19 protein-coding genes and 1 pseudogene are annotated in these 22,059 nt (G+C 41.9%); 6 read left to right on the top strand and 14 right to left on the bottom strand.

The annotated features are described in order from the left end of the window. Positions 1–117: pseudogene (locus FTU64_RS09630) on the top strand (transposase); the annotation flags it as partial. Here FTU64_RS09630 and FTU64_RS09625 read toward each other — a convergent pair. Genes FTU64_RS09625 through FTU64_RS09615 form a run of 3 tightly spaced genes read right to left on the bottom strand, consistent with a single transcriptional unit; the run spans position 79 to position 4,242 of the window. Further along, positions 79–351, bottom strand: a complete 273-nt coding sequence (locus FTU64_RS09625) for a hypothetical protein (protein WP_180059673.1) — start codon at positions 349–351, stop codon at positions 79–81. The pseudogene FTU64_RS09630 and the gene FTU64_RS09625 overlap by 39 nt on opposite strands. After that, positions 335–916 carry a hypothetical protein gene (locus FTU64_RS09620; RefSeq protein WP_180003511.1) on the bottom strand — a complete coding sequence of 194 codons (582 nt, stop codon included), beginning with the start codon at positions 914–916 and terminating at the stop codon, positions 335–337. The genes FTU64_RS09625 and FTU64_RS09620 overlap by 17 nt, the downstream gene beginning before the upstream one ends. A gap of 11 nt (positions 917–927) precedes the next feature. Then, positions 928–4,242 carry a type VI secretion system Vgr family protein gene (locus FTU64_RS09615; protein ID WP_180059672.1) on the bottom strand — a complete coding sequence of 1,105 codons (3,315 nt, stop codon included), beginning with the start codon at positions 4,240–4,242 and terminating at the stop codon, positions 928–930. 230 nt (positions 4,243–4,472) lie between these two features. Between FTU64_RS09615 and FTU64_RS09610 the strand changes: the two genes are divergently transcribed. The 3 genes from FTU64_RS09610 (at position 4,473) to FTU64_RS09600 (ending at position 8,763) form a co-directional block, all read left to right on the top strand. Further along, the gene (locus FTU64_RS09610) at positions 4,473–5,627 is read left to right on the top strand and encodes a methionine aminotransferase (protein ID WP_180059671.1); all 1,155 of its coding nucleotides are present in this window, start codon (positions 4,473–4,475) and stop codon (positions 5,625–5,627) included. A gap of 147 nt (positions 5,628–5,774) precedes the next feature. Then, positions 5,775–7,142 carry an MATE family efflux transporter gene (locus FTU64_RS09605; protein WP_180007962.1) on the top strand — a complete coding sequence of 456 codons (1,368 nt, stop codon included), beginning with the start codon at positions 5,775–5,777 and terminating at the stop codon, positions 7,140–7,142. 253 nt (positions 7,143–7,395) lie between these two features. Beyond that, positions 7,396–8,763, top strand: coding sequence for an LLM class flavin-dependent oxidoreductase (locus FTU64_RS09600; RefSeq protein ID WP_180055682.1), 1,368 nt, complete (start codon positions 7,396–7,398; stop codon positions 8,761–8,763). 163 nt (positions 8,764–8,926) lie between these two features. On the opposite strand, the gene FTU64_RS09595 is transcribed toward FTU64_RS09600, so the two are convergent. After that, a complete protein-coding gene (locus tag FTU64_RS09595; protein WP_078191493.1) occupies positions 8,927–9,751 on the bottom strand; it encodes an ABC transporter ATP-binding protein in 825 nt (274 codons plus the stop codon). A 45-nt stretch (positions 9,752–9,796) separates the two neighbouring features. Continuing rightward, on the bottom strand, positions 9,797–10,012 hold the full coding sequence (locus tag FTU64_RS09590) for a molybdopterin-binding protein (RefSeq protein ID WP_067765474.1): 216 nt from the start codon (positions 10,010–10,012) through the stop codon (positions 9,797–9,799). Positions 10,013–10,242: 230 nt separating this feature from the next. Here FTU64_RS09590 and FTU64_RS09585 point away from each other — a divergent pair, with 230 nt between their 5' ends. Further along, complete coding sequence (locus FTU64_RS09585) at positions 10,243–11,337, top strand: sigma-54-dependent Fis family transcriptional regulator (RefSeq protein ID WP_168378817.1); 1,095 nt, start codon at positions 10,243–10,245, stop codon at positions 11,335–11,337. A 173-nt stretch (positions 11,338–11,510) separates the two neighbouring features. Here the strand turns inward: FTU64_RS09585 and FTU64_RS09580 are convergent, their stop codons facing one another. From FTU64_RS09580 to FTU64_RS09540, 9 genes are all read right to left on the bottom strand, one after another. Beyond that, positions 11,511–12,341: an ABC transporter permease gene (locus FTU64_RS09580; RefSeq protein WP_078191495.1), complete on the bottom strand. Its 831-nt coding sequence runs from the start codon at positions 12,339–12,341 to the stop codon at positions 11,511–11,513. A gap of 20 nt (positions 12,342–12,361) precedes the next feature. Then, on the bottom strand, positions 12,362–13,195 hold the full coding sequence (locus tag FTU64_RS09575) for an ABC transporter ATP-binding protein (RefSeq protein ID WP_180059670.1): 834 nt from the start codon (positions 13,193–13,195) through the stop codon (positions 12,362–12,364). Between the two features lie 2 nt (positions 13,196–13,197). After that, positions 13,198–14,253: an ABC transporter substrate-binding protein gene (locus FTU64_RS09570; protein ID WP_257222232.1), complete on the bottom strand. Its 1,056-nt coding sequence runs from the start codon at positions 14,251–14,253 to the stop codon at positions 13,198–13,200. A gap of 12 nt (positions 14,254–14,265) precedes the next feature. After that, a complete protein-coding gene (locus FTU64_RS09565) occupies positions 14,266–15,060 on the bottom strand; it encodes an ABC transporter permease (RefSeq protein ID WP_180059669.1) in 795 nt (264 codons plus the stop codon). Beyond that, positions 15,057–15,905: an ABC transporter permease gene (locus tag FTU64_RS09560; protein WP_180055685.1), complete on the bottom strand. Its 849-nt coding sequence runs from the start codon at positions 15,903–15,905 to the stop codon at positions 15,057–15,059. The genes FTU64_RS09565 and FTU64_RS09560 overlap by 4 nt, the downstream gene beginning before the upstream one ends. Beyond that, positions 15,902–17,155 (bottom strand): MFS transporter, encoded by a 1,254-nt coding sequence (locus FTU64_RS09555; protein ID WP_180059668.1) that lies wholly within the window; start codon positions 17,153–17,155, stop codon positions 15,902–15,904. Before FTU64_RS09555 ends, FTU64_RS09560 begins: the two co-directional genes overlap by 4 nt. A gap of 9 nt (positions 17,156–17,164) precedes the next feature. After that, the gene (locus FTU64_RS09550) at positions 17,165–18,220 is read right to left on the bottom strand and encodes an ABC transporter substrate-binding protein (RefSeq protein WP_180022184.1); all 1,056 of its coding nucleotides are present in this window, start codon (positions 18,218–18,220) and stop codon (positions 17,165–17,167) included. A gap of 33 nt (positions 18,221–18,253) precedes the next feature. Further along, positions 18,254–19,735, bottom strand: a complete 1,482-nt coding sequence (locus FTU64_RS09545; RefSeq protein WP_180055686.1) for a carbohydrate porin — start codon at positions 19,733–19,735, stop codon at positions 18,254–18,256. Positions 19,736–20,273: 538 nt separating this feature from the next. Further along, complete coding sequence (locus tag FTU64_RS09540) at positions 20,274–21,104, bottom strand: SDR family oxidoreductase (protein ID WP_180010800.1); 831 nt, start codon at positions 21,102–21,104, stop codon at positions 20,274–20,276. A 224-nt stretch (positions 21,105–21,328) separates the two neighbouring features. Between FTU64_RS09540 and FTU64_RS09535 the strand changes: the two genes are divergently transcribed. Next, on the top strand, positions 21,329–22,012 hold the full coding sequence (locus FTU64_RS09535) for a TetR/AcrR family transcriptional regulator (RefSeq protein WP_078191503.1): 684 nt from the start codon (positions 21,329–21,331) through the stop codon (positions 22,010–22,012). Positions 22,013–22,059 lie beyond the last annotated feature (47 nt).

The raw sequence follows: 22,059 nt of genomic DNA, 5'->3' as shown, positions 1-22,059 counted from the left end.
TGGAAGCAGATGAAATATTATTGGCGAGATTTTCAAGTCATGACAGCTGATAAAATAGAGCAATGGGTGGAGAGAGTATCAAACCAATTCGGAAAAGAATACATGTTTACTTTTTAATGACAGCTTAGAATTCATTTCAGCTTTAACCTTTTTTACAGCAGCCGTTTGTTCAGTTAAAGCATCAAAATCATCATATAAATATTGTATAATGCTTGGATGACCTACCCACTCACCAAACCCTAATCGATTCATAATACAATGTGCAACTGCTTTTTTTGAAGTAATGCTACAAACACCTGCTTCTCCAGAGATTGTTGCAACAAATGCTATAAATTCATCTGAATACTTCATTATTTTCTCCGCATGGTTTTATTATTGTTTTTTTAATTAATAAACTTGAATAATCATCTGCCAACAATATTAAATTACCATTTTCTAAAAATTTACTTTTCTTTTTAAAATAATTATAATAATCAAATCTTTGATTTAACCCCAAGTATTCCTTATCATTTAAATCAGCAATAATTTTTTTCCTACCAGTGAAAATTATCCTTGCATATATTTTCTTCTTAACACTATCACTTTCTATCAAACAATGATTATTTTCATTAAAAGCAATAAATTCATTAGTAGAATCTTCACTAGTTTCTCCATAAAAAAAGTTTACTTGGCATGGAGATCCACACGAAACTCTAACCCTAAATATATCACTATTAATCTTTGTGATAATTGGAGACTTAACATCTTCTAGCAATAATTTATTGTCCCCATCAACTACTCTGTAAATATTGCAACTTGATTCATATTCGTCTGTGCATTTTGAAACTATTTCAAAATCAGGCCCTTTGGCGTATATTATATTGTTGATAGAAAAGAAATTTATCAAAAACAATCCAATTAAAATATATTTATTCAAGATAATACCTTCTATATTTCTAAATTAATTTCATCACAAAGATGCATTTCGTCATCACATCCGCAACCTTGAATTTCTTCATCTAAAGACTCTGCATCCATTGCTGCATTTTTTTGATATAGAGTTATATAAGCACCTGGTACTAATGCCAGTTCTACATTTTCAATAGCATCACTATAAATACGTGCACTACTTTGTTGCTCAAACTGGTACTCAGCTTCAATTTTTTTAGAATGGTTAATAAGTTTATATTTCATATTTTTTAATATATTAGTATCAAATATTTGACTTAAGTCAAATCTCATACTATACAGCCCACTTTCAGGCAGCTTAGGCAATTGTGCATTTACAGTCGCTCCTCCCACAAAACTATGCTGCCCCGCCTTACTCTCAAACTTGCCGCCTGTCGTGGTAAATATTCCGCTGCCATTAATTTTCAGCTGTGAACCTCCTGCAGTCAGCACAATTTCTTTAGGACTGGTAATTTCAATTTTATCTTCTGTTGAAATGAGCTTAATCACCTTTCGTGCAATTGCTTCAATAGCATCATCTTGGGCTTGTAATTCAACTTTCCCTTTTGCGGCATAAGCACTCAGGCCCTTTTGAGCCGCAAACAGACTGATTTTGTCTTGTGCATGACCGACAATATTCTTTTGAGCACTGAAATTAATCGAACCTTGCGCACTTTCTGCAATATCCTGCGAGGCTTGTAAAACAATATCTTCCGGTGTAGTGAGTGCAATACCATTAGGTGATGCAAGCAACATCAACGCTTGGCGGAATAATTTGCCTTGTTCTTGTTTTGCCGCTGTATTGGATTTTTCTAAACCCTGCGCATAGCCTTCCATAAAGCCTTGTACTTTTTCTAATGCTTTTATGGGTGTCATCGCTGGTGGCAAACCAAAACCACCATTATTCAACAAATCATCAGGGTTAAATTTGATGTCTTCGATCAATTTACCCACATCTTTTAATACTTTTAATGGATCTTCTTTTAGGTTACTTTTCAGACTTGCAACCCGCCCTTGAATCACATCCTTACCATTTTCTTCAATATGATCTATGACAGACTTTAAGTTATCAAAGGCATCTTCGGCATCATTAAAAAATGCTTTAAATTCTTTTACTGTACTTTTGACATCATGTGCGATTGAGCCCATTTCTTTGACAAAACTTTTGCAGTTTTTTAACGCTGCCAATGGGTCTCGACTTAAATCCTCTTTGAACAAATTTAAAGTCGCTTTGACACCTTCGGCAGTACTTTTGATTTCTAAAGAGTTTATTAACTTCGGCAAACGATTAATCACATTTAATGCATCGGTCTGCTGCTTTACGGCTACGCCGCTCAGCATATTCATGCTCTGATGCCCTTGATTTAAAAGAGATTGAGCTTCAGCAGCAGCAAGATGATCGGCAACTGCTTTATCCTGTGCATAGGTACTAATGAGTAAACCTTTACCTGCACGCATTGCCCCCCAAGCATCCGTTCGTAGCTCAAACCCCTCTCCACGGCCATGGCTACTGTCTTGTTCTTTAGGATGGCTGAGATTACCTAAATTCAGCTGTGTCGCTGCATGACTACTTTGTAATTGGGTACTGATCTGACCCGTCGTATCATCAAAGCGCAGTTGGTTAAAGCCTGTTCCCGCAACTTCTTGCGAGCGGATACCACTGAGTTTTTTGGTTTTAGGAAGTTGACCTTTGAGGTCAAACATGGTCTGAGATCGTTCAGCTTCATGTATTCGTCCTACTACAAAGGGACGATCCACATCACCCTCAAAAAAGTCGATGACCACGATCTCACCAATACGAGGATGGAAACGTGCCCCATAACCTTCACCCGCCCATGGAGTCAGTACATCGACCCAAGCCGAGTCACTGTCATTATCATTACTCCCTGCTCCACCATCATGACTGTGATCATCACTGCGGGTGAACGTAAACCGAACTTTGATACGCCCCCAAGCATCGACATAAATACTTTCACCTTCTGGACCGACCACTTTAGCCCGCTGTGGAAACGCAGGTGGCCGGTGTAATAAAGAATCATATTCAGGCACCACAGAAATTTGCCGACGGACCACATACAGCTCATTGGCCTGCCGTTCATCCCCTAAAGATAGCCAACGGCTCGCGGCAAGTAACTTTTCTAATTGAACCAAAATATCTTTGGGTAAATTATTTTGGTTATAAAATGCTTTGCCCAATATGAGAAATTCACGATCTGTCGTTTGATGTTGATCGATTTCAGGATGATTTTCTAACTCAAACCAATACCCGACTTGAGCGTCCCGCACGCTACTGCTGGCGGTAAAGTATTTGGCTTGAAGTTCCTGATATTGATTGAGTTGCCGATTCAACTGATCCAATTGCTGTGTATTTGAAGTGGTCGCCTGATCTGCACCTTTAAGGTCGGTTGTCCAAGCCGAACTTACGGTCCAAGCCTGCTCTAAACTTAAGGTTTCATTATGCTGTTGCTCACTCTGTGCATGGGCACTTAAGAGCGGATTACTTTGGTCTTGTGCCAATTGTTGAGCTTGCCAACGCTGCGTCTGAATCATAGTCGATTGTAAAAATCGTTCTGCCACAAAACTGGTGATTGTGTCCAAGCGTTCTGTGGCATGACTCCGATGAAAGCGAATTTTTTTCCGCTCTAAAGCACTATAAGCCTGATTGGTATCAATTAAACGCAGCTGCTGTGCTTGCATCGGTGCAGCCGAAAATGCGACAAATAACTCCGCTTCATCAATTAACCAATTGATCCCTTCGCTGCGCCAAAGGCGAGTCAGAAATTCGTAGTCACTCTCATTGGCTTGCATAGTAAATGGACGTACATCATAAGTACGTGCCAGCCCCTCTAAGTTCAGACTTAAACTGGCAGCAAACAGCGCACTTTTTTTCTGCCATTCACTAAAAATAATCTCGGTTATCTCCCGTACCGATTTGTTCATAAAGACACGGCTATTACGACGCTTATGCCAAAGTGCTGTGGCATCCTCAATCACCAGTTTATAAACGGTCAGTGCACCATCACTTTGACCTTGGCTAGCCCCAGTAATCACACCGGTCAGGCGACTGAGTTGTCCCAAATCTGTCACTTGATCGACAGCCACTCGGCCGCCAATAAATTGCTTTAAAGCCAGATGAGCATTGGTCGAGAGACAAATAATTTCCGCATGAAAGCCTTGATTGATACGGTGTTGACCTTCAATACGTTGAATAAAAACTTCAGAATTTAGGTGTTCATTTGAGAAATGAATGTGTAGCGCACGTTTCTGTACACTCAAGCCAAAGTTCTCGACCATGGCATATATATTTTTAAGCATTGTTATTATGTATTTAATTTTTTAATGACGGCATTTTAGGAAATGATTGTTTTTTCGTCTACCCCATTTTGCAAATAATTTGTTGAATTCTTCTTTTTGGCTTTTGCAACACTTTAGGATTCAAGTGAATAGGATCATCAATGCAGGATCAATTTTACGGATCTAACTTTTCGCAGTCGCTGAGATGCTGCTACACTCAAAATGCAACCTATTAAAAATTTTTAAGCTCCATGATCACAATTGAATCCAAACTGCCTGCCCAAGGTGTGACTATTTTTAGCGTTATGAGTGCAATGGCGCAGCGTCTAAATGCACTGAACTTATCTCAAGGTTTTCCTGATTTTCCTGCACCTCCAGCACTGTTAAATGCGCTAAGTGATGCGACGCAACAGGGTTTTAACCAATATGCACCCGGCGATGGACTGATGCATTTACGTGAGCAATTGGTCCAACTGTTTGCCCATCGAGACCAATTAAATATTGACCCTCACACCGAAGTGACCATTACCCCGGGTGCAACCATTGGTATTTTTAGTGCCATTCAAGCCGTGGTTCATGCGGATGATGAAGTGATTATTTTTGATCCGAGCTATGATAGTTATGCGCCCAGTGTAAAATTGGTTGGGGCTCATCCCATTCACATTGCCTTAGAGACGCCACATTTTACTGTGGATTGGAATCGTGTTGCCGCTGCGATTAACGATAAAACCCGGATGATTATTGTCAATACACCGCATAATCCAACAGGTGCTATTTGGGATCGTGAGGACTGGCTCAACTTGATCGAACTGATTCAAGATAAAAATATTATAGTGCTGTCGGATGAGGTCTATGAGCATTTAATTTTTGATGGTCGTCAGCATCTATCTGCTTTGTCATTTCCTGAGCTGCGTGAACGCAGTTTTGTCGTGGGCTCATTTGGTAAAACCTTTCACGTCACAGGTTGGAAAACCGGTTATTGCATTGCAGCGCCAGCCTTGATGCAAGTGTTTCGCCAAATCTATCAATTTGCCAATTTCTGTGGAGTTACGCCCGTACAAATGGCATTGGCTAACTTTATGGCAGAACATCCTGAGCACATTGCTGAATTGGCCGATTTTTACCAAGCTAAACGTGACCGTTTCAATGCGGGCTTAAGCCACTCTAGATTTGAGTTGATTCCATCGGCAGGTACCTATTTCCAAAACCTTGATTACAGTGCCATACGCCCAAATTTAAGCGATGTGGAAATGTGTCAGTTGTTGGCAGAACAACATAAAATCGTGGCGATTCCTGTCTCAGTGTTCTATCAAAAACCGCCTGAAAATTTACGATTATTACGTTTCTGTTTTGCCAAACAAGATGCCACCTTAGATCGAGCTGCAGAGATTCTCTCCACAGTTTAAAGCAGTATCTGCCAAAACGTTTTTTTAAAACAGACATGTAGAAATAATGAAGCCTTGGTTACTCAAAAACTAAGGCTTTTTTGAATGCCAACATGATAGTGTTATCAGTAACTTAAAATCATAAAAAGCCGTGTCTAGGACCTGAGCATGTCAAAACAACAGTCCCTCGTTACTCAGCAAAATTTATGGAAAACGTTTTTAGTTTTTCTGGTGCCTTTGATCGCCACCAATATTTTGCAAAATTTATCTGGGACCATTAACACCGTTTTTGTCGGTCAGATGCTTGGGGTGCATGCCATTGCAGCGGTTGCGGTATTTTTCCCGATCTTGTTCTGTTTAATGGCTTTTGTGATTGGACTCTCGGCAGGTGCAACCGTGTTGGTGGGGCAAGCTTGGGGCGCGCAGAATCTTGAAAAAGTTCGTACTGTGGTGGGTTCCACCCTTTTTATGACCTTGATTGGTGGCAGCATCATTGCCTTTTTAGGGGTGATATTTGCCAAGCCCATTTTATTGGCCTTAGGCACAGCCCCTGACGTGATGCATTTATCTTTGCCTTATGTGCAATGGATGCTTGCGGGTAGTCCACTACTCTTTATTTATATTATTTACACCTCGATTTTGCGTGGGGTCGGTGACAGTACAACACCGCTGATTGCATCGGGTATGACCATTGGTTCAGGGCTGATCATTACACCAGTACTGATTGCAGGAAAATTTGGATTTCCAAGTTTAGGTATTATTGCCCCTGCCATTGCCAGTCATATCGGCTTTTTAATTGCCTTGGTATTTTTATATTTCTACTTAAAAAAGAAAGATCACCCGCTCAAACTCGACTTCGAGTTGATTCGTCATATTCGCCATCAACATGATCTCAGCAAAATTATCTTAAGACTGGGAATTCCAACGGGTATTCAGATGGTCACGACCTCTGTGGCTGGTCTCGTGATTGTCGGTTTAGTTAACCGCCATGGTGCTGATGCCACTGCTGCATATGGCGCGGTCAATCAGGTTTTGAATTATATCCAATTCCCTGCCTTGTCTATCGCGATTGCAGCTTCTATTTTTGCCGCGCAAGCCATCGGTTCGGGTCAATCTGAATTAATTAATCGCGTGAAACGTACGGCCATCGGGATGAATTTCATAATTACTGGTATCTTGGTGGCATTGGGCTATTTATTCTCTAAACATTTAATGGCGCTGTTTATTACAGATCCTGAAGTTGTGGTTCTCGGTCAAGAATTGCTGTTCATTGTGCTTTGGTCGATTTTATTTTTTGGTGCCAGTGCGATTTTTGCTTCCATTATGCGGGCCAGTGGAACGGTGACCGTGCCGATGATTATTAATATTATGGCGATTATTTGCATTGAAGTGCCGTGTGCCTACCTATTTAGTGAATGGTGGGGCTTAAAAGGCATTTGGTATGCCTATGCTTTGGCTTTTGTCAGCTTATGTATTTTACAAGGGCTGTATTACCAACTGGTATGGAGACGAAAAGCCATCAAAGTATTGCTATAAAGTTTGCTAATAGCGTTCAATGCCAATACACGCTTTAAGTTTACATATGGAAAATCTTGTACTGGTCCATGCATAAAGTTTGCCGTTAAACTGCTGTTTATTTTTCAACATTTGGTTTTATATCCTGTTGATTTATCTACACCTAGAACCAAAAAAAATTAAAACCCTCTTATTTTCAAACAATTATGGTTTGGCATAGATTTTGTTCTTATTCCTTTTATCTTTTAAGAATAATTGGGATGAGAAATTTTTTATGTCTAAACGTCAAATAAAGCTTGGGGCTTTTATTCCAACCACCTCACAGCATGTCGCGGGTTGGCGTCATCCCGAATCTCGCCCACAAGATCATCTCAATATTGATTATGCAATTGAACTGGCAAAAACCGCAGAACGTGGTTTATTCGATGCTTACTTTCTTGCCGATGGTCTGTCTGTCCGTTGGAGTTCTGCTATCGAAGGTGAGAAAGGTTTGGGCGATAAAGGCGTCGGCTTTGAACCCGTCACATTGTTTGCAGCCCTGTCTGCTGTGACGCAAAATATTGGCTTTATTGCCACAGCGTCCACGACTTATGAAGACCCCTACATTTTGGCGCGAAAATTCGCTTCTTTAGATCATATTTCTAAAGGTCGTGCTGCGTGGAATGTAGTAACGACAGCTTCTGCCGATGCCGCAAAAAACTTTAACATTCAGCAGCACCCTGAACCCAAAGAGCGTTATGAACGTGCCGATGAATTTATTGAGGTGACTCAAAAACTTTGGGACTCATGGGAGGATGATACCTTCCATTACAACAAAGAAACTGGGCAATTTTTTGATGCCCGAAAACAACATCAGCCCAATCATCAGGGCCAATACTATCAGGTACTGGGTGCTCTCAACGTCTCTCGCCCACCGCAAGGCTATCCGGTGATTGTTCAAGCTGGGCAATCTGAAGATGGTCGTGAACTGGCCGGTAAATATGCCGAAGTGATTTTTACAGCACAGCAGAATTTAGCAGATGCTCAAGCCTTTTATCGTGATGTCAAAAACCGCTTAGTGAAATATGGCCGCCATGCGGATGACTTAAAAATCATGCCGGGTGTATCGATCTTTGTTGCACAAACTGAAGTCGAAGCTCGGGCAAAATACGATGAATTAAATGCATATATTCATCCGACTTTGGGACTGAACTTACTCAAACAATTGGGTGGTTTTACTGAAGACCTGTCGCAATTTGACCTCGACCAAACGCTACCAGAACATTTAACACAGGCGCAAAATGGCGCAAGCCGTCAACAACTGATTTTAGAGATTGCGCGTAAAAATAATTTTACCATTCGACAACTTTACCAATGGGTTGCAAGCGCACGTGGGCACTGGACGCTGATTGGAACACCCGAACAAATAGTCGATCAACTACAAGCTTGGTTTGAAAATGAAGCGGCGGATGGTTTCAATATTTTGCCACCAACCACACCTGCAAGCTTAGATGATTTTGTAGATTTGGTTGTCCCTGAACTGCAACGTCGTGGTCTATTCCGCACGGCTTATGAAGGCAAGACCTTACGGGAAAACTTAGGTTTAAAACGACCTGAAAACCAATATGTTTTAGAAAAAAGACATACCTCCCAAGCCTCATAAACCAACGTTTAATAAAACTGAAAAACAAATGCCCCAACTGGGGCATTTTTATGGACTGATATTAATCCAACTTAAGCGATGATCATACTGACCTATATTTGATAAGCCTAAAAAAGCCCTGAATTCAGGGCTTTTAAAAGTTTAGGTGATGGTCAATTCAGACTTACCATGCAAATTTATAATCGGCAAATCGGTGAGATAAAGGTTCAAGCAACTGATCTTTTACTGGATCACTAAAGTCAGTCAAAATGTCATTTTTAATATTGGTCAGACGGACATCTTCGCGTTTACGCGGATGGGCTAAATGAATATCTACAATACGTTTAATTCGTCCTGGATGTGGCTGCATGACCACTACCCGATCACCTAAAAATACCGCTTCTTCGACATCATGGGTGACAATAATCATGGTGATTTTTTCACTTTGCCAGATTCGCTGCAATTCATCCTGTAAATTTTGACGTGTCAATGCATCAAGTGCACCAAAGGGTTCATCGAGTAATAAAATCTGAGGCCGATTCACCAAACTCCGGGCAATCGCCACACGTTGATTCATCCCACCAGACAACTGCGAAGGATAAGCATCTTTAAATTGGGTTAATTTGACCAACTCTAAATGTTCATCAATCAATACATCTTCTTCTGCACGGCTAAACTGACTTTTATGTAATGCAATCCGTACATTTTCCCGTACCGTCAACCATGGAAACAGGCGATGATCTTGAAACACGATGCCGCGTTCCAAACTCGTGCCCTGTATAGGCTGACCATCAACCAAAATTTGGCCCTGAAACTGACGCTCTAGACCAACCAATAACCGTAATAGTGTGGATTTTCCGCAGCCACTACTTCCCACAATACTGATGAACTCACCCGGCTGAATATTCAGGTTAATGTCCTCAAGTACGGTTAAGTCTTCTTGCTTTTGTGTGGGATAATGTTTCGTTAGCTGCTGAATAGAAACCGAACCAGCTTGTTCTACGCTCATATCATTATTCTCTATTTGTGCTGACAAACTTTGCTGGACTAAACCTTAGAGTTTAGCCAGTGACACTTCCGTCGATTTAATTAACACCACCACCTCTGAACCTACTTTTAAATCTAAATCCTTCACCGAACGCGTCGTGATCACGGACGTAAAAAAGCCTGCTTTGGTTTCCACATCAATTTCTGAAACCACAGGACCCTCTACGATTTCATTAATCACGCCTTTGAATTGGTTTCGCACATTTACTGAAGTAATCGCCATTTTAATTATGCCTTTTGTTATTTAGAGAGCTTTACTATAAAACAGTTCAATCACTTGCTATATCTTGATTTATCCTTTAGTTATCCCGATTTTATTTATCTTAAAATCAGATAAATAATCCACGCATGAATTTATCGGTGAAACTGATATTTAAATATCGAATTATTATTTATCTTTTATTTTTAAATCTTTCATCATGATCTGCATTTTCAACAACTATAAGAAACGATATGTCTATTTTGACCCACCCTGCAGTGCCCTCTGCACTGAAACATAAACGGGCAACAGCGACGGTCTTTGCAGACCCGTTATCGCAAGCGTTGTTGTCTCGAATTGAACAAATTGCGCCAAGTGAGGCCAATGCACTCATCATTGGTGATACGGGCACAGGTAAAGAGTTGGTTGCACGCCAAATTCATCAATTGAGCCATCGTGCCAAAGGTCCTTTTATCGCGGTCAACTGTGGTGCCTTTACCGAATCATTGGTCGAAAGCGAATTATTTGGACATGAAAAAGGAGCATTTACAGGGGCAATTAATAGCCGTGTCGGTTGGTTTGAAGCAGCCCATAATGGCACCTTATTTTTAGATGAAATTGGTGATCTGTCCTTACAAATGCAAGTCAAATTACTCCGTGTTTTACAAGAAAGAGAGATCGTTCGAGTCGGCTCCCTCAAATCCATTCCGATTAATGTTCGGATCATTGCCGCAACCAATGTCGATTTGGAGCATGCCGTACAGGACGGGCGTTTCAGGGAAGATTTATTCTACCGCTTACATGTGGCGTTGCTACGTATTCCACGTCTCGCAGAGCGTCGTGGTGACATTTTGCCTTTGGTTAAACACTTCATTCAGGTCTATCAAACCAATCCACATGACACACCATTACGCCTCAGCCAACTGGCTCTCAAAAAACTCAGTTTACATAGCTGGCCGGGCAATATTCGCGAATTAGAAAATACCATTCAACATGCGATTTTAGTCAGTGAAAAAGGCGTAATTGAACCGGAAGATATTAGTTTTTCGAGTATTCAAAGTACATCGTCGTTTTCACGTGCAGAACCGTTTAACTTACAAAATGCCACCTCGGCTGTAGCCAATATCAAGGATATTCAAGATGCTGGACAGTTACTTGAGCAGACCTTTTTACAAATTTTTCAAGCCGCAAATCAACTCAAGCAAGACAATATTAATGAGCTGATTGAAGAAAAATTTATCCGAAGTGCGTATCAACACTGTCAATACAATCAAGTGCATACGGCTCGTTTGCTTGGAGTGACACGCAACGTCATTCGCACTCGCCTAATTAAATATGGCTTATTATAAATAAGTCATATTTTTTATTATCTCCACATTAAAATAATAATTCAGACAAAAATTCCAATTAAATATTCATCTACATTATTCTTTATTCATTGCATTATTTTAAATATAAAAATCAGCAATAAAAAAACCTCGGTATAAAGCGAGGTTTTTATTTATTTCCTATTTCATTTAGATTATTCCACAGGGTTACGTTTCCATGCTGTAAAGTATTTTTCTAGTCCAATCAAGAAGTAGTTGAAGGATAAACCCACGAGGGTAATGACTAATATGCCTACAAACATTTGTGGAATTTCAAAGCTAAATTGCGAATAAATAATCAGATATCCCAGACCTGCTTTGGCACCAAACATTTCTACTGCCACTAAGGCCAAAATCGAAATCGCCCCTGCCAGACGGATACCGACAAAAATCGTGGGTACGGATGCAGGTAGAATCACTTTTCTGAACAATTGATAGGGTTTTAGGCCCATGGTTCGTGCCGATTTAATCAGTAAAGGATCGACCGTTTGTACGCCTGTAATGGTGTTCAATAAAATCGGCCATGTGCATGCATACACCAACAGACTGATTTTTGAGGTTTCACCAATGCCTAAAAATAAGATGAACAGCGGCATTAACGCCAGTGCTGTGGTATTCCGAAACAATTCTAACAATGGATTTAAGGTTTCAGCCACGAGCTTGTACCAACCAATGATGAGACCCAATGGAATGGCGATCGCTAGGGCCAAAATGAAACCAATAATGGAACGCTGAATACTGGCCAAGAAATGGATGCCTAATTGCCCGCTTTGATATAGCTGCCATGTGGTTTCTAACACCACAGATAGCGGCGGTAAAAAGGCTGGATTGACCACACCACTCCGCGGCAGAATCTCCCACAGCAAGAAAAAAGCCACAATGGCAATGGTGCGTTTAAAGACCGTGTTTAACCATGTGAACTGTAGTCGGGGTTTAATGTCGTTATAGGTTTGCGTATAACTGATGGCTTGTTTAGTCGATGACATAAATAAATCCTCTGAATATTTTAGTTATGTGCAAGCTGTTTATGTTTTTCGAAGGCTTGCGCTTTTATCACTTCTTCACTGAGCAATGACCAAATTTTGTGGCGAATTCGGCCATATTCAGGCAATGAACGGACATCTTCACTAGAACTGCGCAGGCTTTGCGGAATTTCAATCACTTCCTTAATTCGCCCCGGTCTTGAGGTCATAATCGCCACGCGCTGACTCAGATAAATTGCTTCATCAATACTGTGAGTAATAAAAACAATGGTTTTTTTCGAGCTTTTCCAGATATTGATCAGCTCGGCTTGTAAGGTTTCTCGGGTTTGCGCATCTAGGGCAGCAAAGGGCTCATCCATTAATAAAATTTCTGGTTCATAAGCCAAACTTCGGGCAATCGCAACCCGCTGTTTCATCCCGCCGGAAAGCTCATTCGGATAATGCTTTTCAAAGCCACTGAGACCCACAAGCTGCAAATAGTATTCGGCTTTTTCGCGGCGTTCTTTCTTTGCTACGCCTTTGGCTTCTAGACCAAATTCGATATTTTCCAGTGCGGTTAACCATGGATAGAGCGCATATTGCTGGAACACAATGCCACGGTCTAAACCCGGTTGAGTAATCTGCTTGCCACTCAGTAAAATCTGCCCTGCCGACGGTTTGGTTAAACCCGCAATTAAGTCTAATAATGTAGATTTTCCGCAGCCACTTGGCCCCACGATTGAAACAAATTCACCCGGCTGAATATCCAAAGTGACATTTTCTACAGCAACAAATTCAGGCTTATAGTTTTTACTGCCGACATGGTTTTGTGCAGGAAATACCTTACGCACGTGATCTAAATGTAATGCACTGGTCATTGTTATATTCCTTTTGATTTTTGGTCTTGCGCATAGGGATTAAATTCATTGCTATAGATGCGACTGACCTCAATTTGATTTGGTTTTAATTTGTGTTCTTTTTCTAAGGCACTCACCCATGGGGCAAAGTCTTGATCTTTTTGCACGCCACCGACTTCGTGGACACCTGTGCCTGTGTAATATGGAATAAGTGCTGTATTTTCATTGCGTTGACGTTTTTCGATAATACTTTCCATACGGGCAATGATTTGCTCTTTTGGCGTGTTGTGTAGCCATTCTTGAGCTTTGGCCACGCCACTGACAAAAGTACGAGCCAACTCAGGATGCGCTTGAATAAAATCTCCGCGCATCGAAAAACTGCCTGCGGTAAAGGGCCCGTATAAATCAATATCTTTAAAGATGCTGCGTACACCACCATGCTTTAAGGCACGTTTTTCCAAAATGCCAGAGAACACTGCAATATCAATTTGCCCATTCCGTAGAGCTTGTTCTGAGCTCACGGGTGGCAACATAATCAGTTCGACCTGACGGATTTCATCATCGGTTAATCCATGGCGAGCCAAATAATCTTTCACCACAAAGTCATAATGTGCCCCATAGGCATTCACTGCGACTTTCTTGCCAATAAAGTCTCGTGGGCCACGTATAGGACTATTTTCTAGCACGTAGAAACCCACGTTTTGTTCAGCATCACTGCCATAAGAAGCCACTACGGGAACGACATCTAGACCCGCGGCAATAACTTTCACCACAGCGCCATTAAAGGCTCCAGCGAAATCAACATCTCCTGCCACCAAGGTGAGTAAATCTTGTGGCCCACCTTGTACTGTGCCGACATAACTGAGTTTAATGTCGCCTAAATAGCCCAAGTCTTGTGCCAACTCAGGCAAAGACACCAGTCCCGGATAACTTTGATAGCGTAGTTCTTTTAAAGCCACTTGCTGAGGTTCATCCACTCGCTGCGTGCTGCAACCAACCAAGACTGTGCCACCGACCAATGCTGCAAGGAACATATTGCGCCAAAGTTGAGGAATGTTATGGATTGTCATTTTTTTCATTGTTATGTTCTCCTATCCAACCTGCTGCCAAACTAAAACTTTACGCTCAACCCAAGTCAGTAGCGTATTGAGCAACACGCCCACAATTCCTATCAGCAACATGCCAAAAATAATCAGTTCGACATCAAAAGCCTGACGCCCTTGAATCACGATATTGCCCAGACCATTGCCATAGTTCGCCAATAAAAATTCAGAGCCAATGGTGGCAAGCCATGCGAAAATCAGCCCAAGTTGTAAACCAACAAAGATCTGTGCCGAAGCGCCAGGCAAAATCAATTTACGAAACGCGTATGTCTTGGGAAATTGGTAGACTTCGGCCACTTCACGATATTTATGCGAAATACTGCTCACGCCTTCAAAGGTATGTAGCGCCACGGGGTAAAACACCGACAAAGTAATAAACAGCACTTTGGCGCCATGTCCCTCACCTAAAAAAGTCGAAATTAGTGGCAACCATGCAAACAGCGAAATTTGACGCAATACATGAAAGCTCGGTGCAAATAACCAATTCGAAAGGCGTGAACTCGCGATCAAGATCCCAAATAACACACCCGCTATCGCACCTATGCCATAGCCAATAAAATTACGTGCCAAACTTTCGGCAAAGCCTGTCAAAAAGCTCGGTTGTTGGAGCACGGTCACAGCTTTTTGCAGCACGAGCCATGGACTAGGAATCAACTTCGGATCGACCCAATTTTGCTGTGAGGCCACTGCCCACAGTGCGATAAATGCCACAGGTAGAACGAGTGCTTTTGCTGCTTTAACTAAGACTTGGTGCGCTGCCCCGTGTAATGAAAGAATGCTCATGAGTTGCCTCCTACTCGGGTTGCGTGAAAGCGTGCAGTTTTTTCTAACCAAGCCAGCAAGGTATCTAAGACATAGCCCGTAATACCAATCAGGATGATCGCCATGAAGATTAAGTCCATCTGCATTAGCTGACGTCCCCACACCATGAGATAACCAATTCCTTCACTACTTGCTAATAACTCGACAAAAACCAATGCCAACCACGCCTGCATAATGCCTTGACGTAAACCACTGATCACACTGGGTAGTGCAGCTGGGAAAATCACTTCTTTGAGTTTCTGCCAATTGCTGTATTGGTAAACCTCTGCCACTTCCATCAAACTATTCGGCACATGAGTAATGCCCTTATAGGTTGCAATCAACAGCGGTGGTAACACAGCCAATGAAATAGCGGCAATCTTCAAAGCCTCATCGATGCCTAAGAAAATCATCAATAATGGAATCCAGCCAACTATGGGAAATTGCGCAACAAGATTCACCGTCGGAAAAATAAAGTCCCGACTACGTTTGGCCAATCCCAACACAGTACCAAGCAAAATCCCGACACTGGCACCAAGCAAGACACTCCATAAAATACGTTTGGCACTGATGGCAAAATGAAAACTCAATTCACCGCTTTGCCATAATTCAACTATGCTTTGCCACACCAAATTCGGTGCAGGTAAAATTTGCTCTGGCAACCAATGTTTGAGTGTTGCCACATACCACAAACCGAACAATAAAACTGGCATCAGGAGTCCACACGCCACTTGCAAAGTTAGTTTTAAATAGGTCTTAAAAAAATCCAACGCACTTCGGTCACTTTGCAAGGGAACCGAATGTGCAGATACATCCGTAAGGCTCATAATTCTTGTCCTTTTACGCTCTGTTCTGAGACATCAGGTTTTAAAAATTGAATAAATTCATGATCTTTGCTGATCAAAATAATCAGACCAATAAACACCAGCCCGATTGGTAAAAATAAATTTTGTAGTCCAACCTGTGCGCCAAATACGGCGCCTATCAAGCCACCCAACAGCCCACCCGAAGGTCCGACGAGGGCTAAAATTGGAGAAATCTTAGCCATCGCAGTTTGCTCACCGACTCGGGCGAAAGACATAAAATTGGCGATATGCAACATACCGAGTCCAAGTCCAAACATGACCGAAGCAGGCCACATCAACAGCGTGATTTTGGTTAAGGCTAAAATCAGTAATGCCATTGCCATCAGGCTTAGGCCAATCAAATAAAACTTTTGATAACCCATCAGCTCAGCCAAACCTCCCATGCTAAATAGCGATCCCACAAACACAATGCCTTGTACGGTCAGCAGCATCACCGCCATTGGCTCTGAAAGTGCAAAACTTTGGATAGCGATCACGACAATGAAAAAGCCAAAGTAGTTATTTGCCACGCTGCTCAAAAATTCCAATATGCAGACAATCCGCAGCGAGGCATGGGTTTTGATGAGTGCCAAAGGCGCCACAATATCTCGCCATTGAAAATGCGGGCGATTCGTCGCTTGCGGAGTACTACGTTGAAAGCACCACGGAGCCAACAGCAAGGTGCCTAAAAAAAGCAAAGACACCACATAAAAACTTCCGCCATAGCCGAAATGCTCGACCAACAACACGCTCAATGCAGGCGCAATCAGGAAATATCCCATCATGTGCGAACCGCGAAACCAACCCGCACGGACTGGACCTAAACGTTTTAAGTTGCTCAAAAAAACGGTATTGATCGAAACAAAGCGCATGGGTAAGACAAAACTTACTAAGGCTGTGACTGCAAAGAGATACCATGCACCAGCTTTGAGTGGCGTTAAGCTATAGACCACAGCGCCCAACACACTGCCGATGCAGAATATTTTCAAAGACCCAAAGCGCTGTACCAACACGCCAATCGGCAATGCCATGATCAAAATGCCAAAATTTTGCGCTGCAGAAATTAGCCCCAATTGCAATTCGGTGGCTTCTAAATGCACGGCATACAAGGAAATTAATACCCGTGCTACACCCACACCCAGTCCAGCCAAAATCGTAAGCAGCACAAAACTGCTCATAAATTTGGTGGTTAATGGACTGGCAATCACATTGCTTTCAATCGGACGACTCATGGCTGCGACTTACTTCGGTTGACCTTGAGCATTAAATTGGCGCCAGTAACCCTCTAACTTCAGCTCTTTCAAGGCATTATTCAGATACTTCGGCTCATACCATGTTTTGGTATCCACATCACGACGGATTAAACGAGCGTCTTTGGCAATTTTTAAAGCACTGTCAATTTGTGAACGGTGGAACTCGTCTAATAGCGGTGTAGTACGGTCTTTTAAATTCCAGCCATCCCACGTTTTTTGATAATCCACCAACGGAATGCCACTTTGTGCCCAAAGTTTATATTGCGCACTACGATTAGCTTCTTGAGAACTCCACTGCGCTTGTTTAATCAGTGTCGTCACGACACGTTGCACCACCTCTGGATATTGTTTTTCAAAACTTTCTGTCACCCAAAAGTGCGCAATCGGTGCAACTTTGGGATCTTTAATTTCTAGTAATGTTTTCGCCACACCACGCGCTTGCAAACTAAACGGTGAAGTAATCGTGGCATCAATATCACCTGTCGCTAACGCAGTACGCGCCGAATAGGCATCTTGCGAAATCACTCGTAAATCGCGCTCAGTTAAATTGTATTTTGCTAATACACGGTTAAAGACGATCTGACCATTGGTGCCTTTAAAGACGGAGAATTTTTTGCCTTTTAGATCTGCAAAGGATTTAGCATTTGATCCGGCAGGCACCACCACATAGGTAGGACCAAAACGCCCTGTCGAGAACAACACTTTGGTTTTTAATCCCGTTGAACGTCCAACCAATGAGGGCAAATCGCCATGCAATGCAAAGTCCACTTTGCCATTGGCTAAAGCTTCGTTGGTTGCAGGGCCTGCTCCTGGGAAAAACAGCCAATTCACCTTAATGCCATCTTTTTTAAATTCTTGTTCGAGCACACCTCGTAAATGTGCTGTAGCTACAAAACTACCGCCCACTTTGGGTTTACCCCCCTCACCCGCAGCTGATACTGAAATGCGAATTTCTTTGGGATTGGCAGCATGCAATTGAACGCTTAAACCAAGTGCTGAAAGTGCTAAGAATGTGGCTGCGATTTTTTTAGAGATAATTTTCATTTTAAATGTTCCTTAATGGTTTAAATATTTGAATTAAAAGGTGTACTGAACCTGAGCTTGCAGCTCATTGGTGTCTTTTTGATTTGCCGTTTCGACATCAAACAGATAGTGATTCAGCTGTAATTGGAATTTTGTGGTTTGCGCAAAAAATAGGTTTAAACCCAAAGAGTGAATGTCATATTCACCAATACGACCGCTCGCGGTATCGAGATAGCTTGCGTTGTTTTTATTCGGGTTATAGCGGTCAAAACGGTAATAACCTTGGACTGACTTCGGCCAGAAATCATCAAATTTGGCGTTGGATTTAATACTGTTGTAGAACTGATCACCCAAGGTGTAGAAAGCGGTAAAAGTATGTCCTTCCGCTTTGGCTTCTTTGATGTCTTGGGCTACGGTGTCGACATAATCGGTCTTGCCTTGCAGATATTCATAGGTCACACCAAATGGTGCGTGGTTATAATAAATATCGAAACCCAAACGATCACGTTTCGCAGCATTATCAGTGATTCCGCCGGCTGAAATTTTCGATTCGCCTTTGATATAAGAGGCACCAAACTTCAACTCACGGAAAATGCTGGCGTAGTCCACTGGCAAGGTAAAAGCCACACGACCGATATAATCTTTGCCATTGTTGTCATCTGCCTTATTACTGGCGTTCCCATTGGTCAACCCTAAGGCATACTCAAATAGCGGCGCACGGTAGTTCGATGCAAAGTCGACAAAAGGTTTGGCATCTCCACGGACGATAAATCCATTTTGACGGTTAAACAGTCCTAGAAAGGTCGAAGCTGCAGCGGTATTAATGGTCGGACGCAAATCTTCAGGAGACTGCACATCTAGACCAAAGGGCAATAACTGCTGACCGAGCGTAAAGTTGAGTTTGGCAGTTTCAGGGCCCGCATTGGTGGCAAAAGCGTTATAGCGAACAAAGGCATCTAGTAAGTTAAAGTTACTGTTATTGGTGCCATCATTGCGTTTGCCATAACCAAAGGACAATTGATAATCGAGGTTTTTGCCTTCGTTATAATCACGGAATAAATTCCCACGCACACCAATCAGCGCAGTCCCAATATCAAATGTTGATTTGGTTGCACCCAACACACCCGTTTCATCGAGCGCACTGGCACGTAGTTGAACTGTGCCATACAGGGTTGTATCACGAGTCGATTTGGTGGTTTGACGTTCATATTGACGTGACTGATCGTACTTATAGTTTTCAATATCTGCACGTAAGCCGTCGATATCTTCGGATGTTGCTGCGGTCACTTCTGAAACCTGCGTTTCACCTTCAACATCAGCGGCGTTGCTCGTATCGTCTGTCGTCAACGCGGCCGTTTCTACGACTTTACTTTTGGTCGTCCCAGATTCCACTGCATTTAAGCGTTTTTGCAAACTCTCAATTTGTTGTTTTAAGCTGCTCAGTTCTTGCTGAAGTGCTTCATCCGATGCAAAACTCAGCGGACTGGTTGCGGATAAAATCAGTCCGACCGCAACGGTTAATGTGGTTTTTTTCATGATTTGGTTTCACTAACATTTTTCCCAAAGCGCAAAATCCCCCAACCCCATGCAAGGTGCATGAAGTGAATGTACTGCGTGGGTTTTTAAAAATTAATCTGAGTGGTCGTAGGTTTTATTCAACTTATGCACGACCGAAACTCGAAGACAGCTTTTAGAATTTAAGCGCGCATCATCGCGAGTGTCATAGCACAACAACATGCCTGTTGCAGGACACGAAAAGCAGAAAGATATCGATGCGTAAAAGTACTCATAAATGTTCCATACAGTGGTGAGTTTTGTTCACTCTAATATGGCAACAACTGTGCCAACATTTTAAGTATTTATTTTTTAAAGCTTTATTATTTAAACCTGATAAATTCTGTTGGTTTTAACGCCAAAAAACTGTTGGTTATTCAACAGTTGCTTATTTCAAATCATCAGATATCTCCATTTTTATATCTCATTTTATGAAATAAAAAATACACCTTGTGTTTTCCTTTAGCCATAAAAAAAAACCCACTGACGTGGGCTCTTTTCAATTGATTTTAATTACCGCTTATTGACCAAATTTAGTCGCCATGGCAGTTAATTTTTGATAACCCGTCGGTAGCAAACGTTGAATTAAATCAATCGCTTTTGCATCATTACCAATCAATAAACGGCGCTTATCTTTTTGTACTGCTGCAATGATTTGACGAGCCGCTTCTTCAGGTGGACAACGCAAGAATTTATTAAACGACTGTGCCGATTTTTGTGGGTTCATGCCTAAACTTTTCAAGCTGTCATTCATTTTTGCGGCATTGGCAATATTGGTACGAATCCCGCCCGGATGTACACATAGCGCACTCACGCCACAGTTTTCAATATCCAATTCTTGGCGTAAAGATTCGGTAAAGCCACGTACTGCAAATTTAGTGGCATTATATGCCGACTGTGTTGGCTGTGCAGTTAGACCAAACAAGCTGGAAATATTGATGATATGACCTTCACCACTTTGCTTGATATACGGTAAAAATTCTTTGGTGCCATAAACCACACCCCAGAAGTTAATATTGACAATCCACTCCAGCTCTTCGTAGCTTGCGCCTTCAACGGTCGTGCCCAAAGCCACACCCGCATTGTTAAAAATCATATTCACGGAACCATGATCTTTAACGGTCTGTGCTGCCCATGCTTTCATTGCTGCAAGGTCTGACACATCGAGTTTTTGCGTGGTTACACGTACATTGCTGGCTTTCACCAATTCAACGGTTGCCGCTAGACCCTGTTCATTCACATCGCTTAAAGACAGATGACAGCCTTGTTTCGCCAAAAGCACTGCCAATTGCTGACCAATACCTGAACCTGCACCTGTAATGGCAGCCACTTTATTTTTGAAGTTTTTCATTGTGATTCCTTATTCCTTTATGCTGCCGCTTGGCTTTATCACAGCGTGATCTCATTTACCAATGTGTGCAGTTCGTCGACTTAATATAGTTTTGACAATACATATTGTCAATGTCATCTTAGGACGTGCTAAGCTGTTGAAATCGCCAATGCTTAAACATAGGTTTAAACTGAAATTATTGCTAAAATAAGATAAAATTCTGCTTTAGTTCAGCGTATATTTTCATGACAGATGCAACAAATCACACAGAACAACAACAGGCAAAAAATGTGAAGGAACGTCAATTTAAAGGGCTTTCTCTCAGTGAACGTAAGCAAGCGCGACGTGAAAAACTGATTGAAGCCGGTATAGAAGCCTATGGTACACATGGCTTTTTTTCCGTGACCGTAAAAGATATTTGTTTGGAAGCCAAGCTGACCGAACGCTATTTTTATGAATCATTTAAGAAAAGTGAGCAACTGTTCCAGACCATCTTTTTAAAATTAATCGATGAACTGCAACAAAACGTGATGCAAGCCATCATGCAAGCATCCACCGATTCTAAAAAAATGATTGAAGCGGGTTTAACCGCCCTACTGTTAACTTTAAAAAATAATCCCCGTATGGCGCGCATCATTTACATCGATGCTATGTTGGTACAAGAGCTACATAACCAAGCCACGATTCATGAAACCATGATGCGCTTTGACCGTATGATTCATGCCTTTGTCATGCTGATGATGCCGAATATTGATCGTTCAGAACGTGAAATTTCGATGGTTGCAACCGGTCTCAATGGTTATGTCACCCAAATTGCGATTCGCTGGGTCATGAGTGGTTATAAACAACCGATTGACGAAGTTTTATCGTCATGTAGCGTGGTCTTTTTGGCCTTGTTGGATGCTTTTTCTGAAAAACCCAGTAAATAAATTCTGAGGTCAACACTGATCTTTACAATTTTTTTGAATGATTTTTT

Source organism: Acinetobacter sp. YH12128 (genome assembly GCF_013418655.1).
Classification (GTDB): domain Bacteria; phylum Pseudomonadota; class Gammaproteobacteria; order Pseudomonadales; family Moraxellaceae; genus Acinetobacter; species Acinetobacter amyesii.
This window is presented reverse-complemented; position numbering and strand designations above follow the sequence as displayed.

Coding starts and splice junctions, on each gene's coding strand:
- FTU64_RS09555 (WP_180059668.1), bottom strand. CDS start 17,155: ATGAGTCGTCCGATTGAAAGCAATGTGATTGCCAGTCCATTAACCACC.
- FTU64_RS09585 (WP_168378817.1), top strand. CDS start 10,243: ATGTCTATTTTGACCCACCCTGCAGTGCCCTCTGCACTGAAACATAAA.
- FTU64_RS09560 (WP_180055685.1), bottom strand. CDS start 15,905: ATGAGCCTTACGGATGTATCTGCACATTCGGTTCCCTTGCAAAGTGAC.
- FTU64_RS09545 (WP_180055686.1), bottom strand. CDS start 19,735: ATGAAAAAAACCACATTAACCGTTGCGGTCGGACTGATTTTATCCGCA.
- FTU64_RS09580 (WP_078191495.1), bottom strand. CDS start 12,341: ATGTCATCGACTAAACAAGCCATCAGTTATACGCAAACCTATAACGAC.
- FTU64_RS09565 (WP_180059669.1), bottom strand. CDS start 15,060: ATGAGCATTCTTTCATTACACGGGGCAGCGCACCAAGTCTTAGTTAAA.
- FTU64_RS09575 (WP_180059670.1), bottom strand. CDS start 13,195: ATGACCAGTGCATTACATTTAGATCACGTGCGTAAGGTATTTCCTGCA.
- FTU64_RS09570 (WP_257222232.1), bottom strand. CDS start 14,253: ATGAAAAAAATGACAATCCATAACATTCCTCAACTTTGGCGCAATATG.
- FTU64_RS09595 (WP_078191493.1), bottom strand. CDS start 9,751: ATGAGCGTAGAACAAGCTGGTTCGGTTTCTATTCAGCAGCTAACGAAA.
- FTU64_RS09550 (WP_180022184.1), bottom strand. CDS start 18,220: ATGAAAATTATCTCTAAAAAAATCGCAGCCACATTCTTAGCACTTTCA.
- FTU64_RS09540 (WP_180010800.1), bottom strand. CDS start 21,104: ATGAAAAACTTCAAAAATAAAGTGGCTGCCATTACAGGTGCAGGTTCA.
- FTU64_RS09590 (WP_067765474.1), bottom strand. CDS start 10,012: ATGGCGATTACTTCAGTAAATGTGCGAAACCAATTCAAAGGCGTGATT.
- FTU64_RS09615 (WP_180059672.1), bottom strand. CDS start 4,242: ATGCTTAAAAATATATATGCCATGGTCGAGAACTTTGGCTTGAGTGTA.
- FTU64_RS09535 (WP_078191503.1), top strand. CDS start 21,329: ATGACAGATGCAACAAATCACACAGAACAACAACAGGCAAAAAATGTG.
- FTU64_RS09605 (WP_180007962.1), top strand. CDS start 5,775: ATGTCAAAACAACAGTCCCTCGTTACTCAGCAAAATTTATGGAAAACG.
- FTU64_RS09625 (WP_180059673.1), bottom strand. CDS start 351: ATGAAGTATTCAGATGAATTTATAGCATTTGTTGCAACAATCTCTGGA.
- FTU64_RS09600 (WP_180055682.1), top strand. CDS start 7,396: ATGTCTAAACGTCAAATAAAGCTTGGGGCTTTTATTCCAACCACCTCA.
- FTU64_RS09610 (WP_180059671.1), top strand. CDS start 4,473: ATGATCACAATTGAATCCAAACTGCCTGCCCAAGGTGTGACTATTTTT.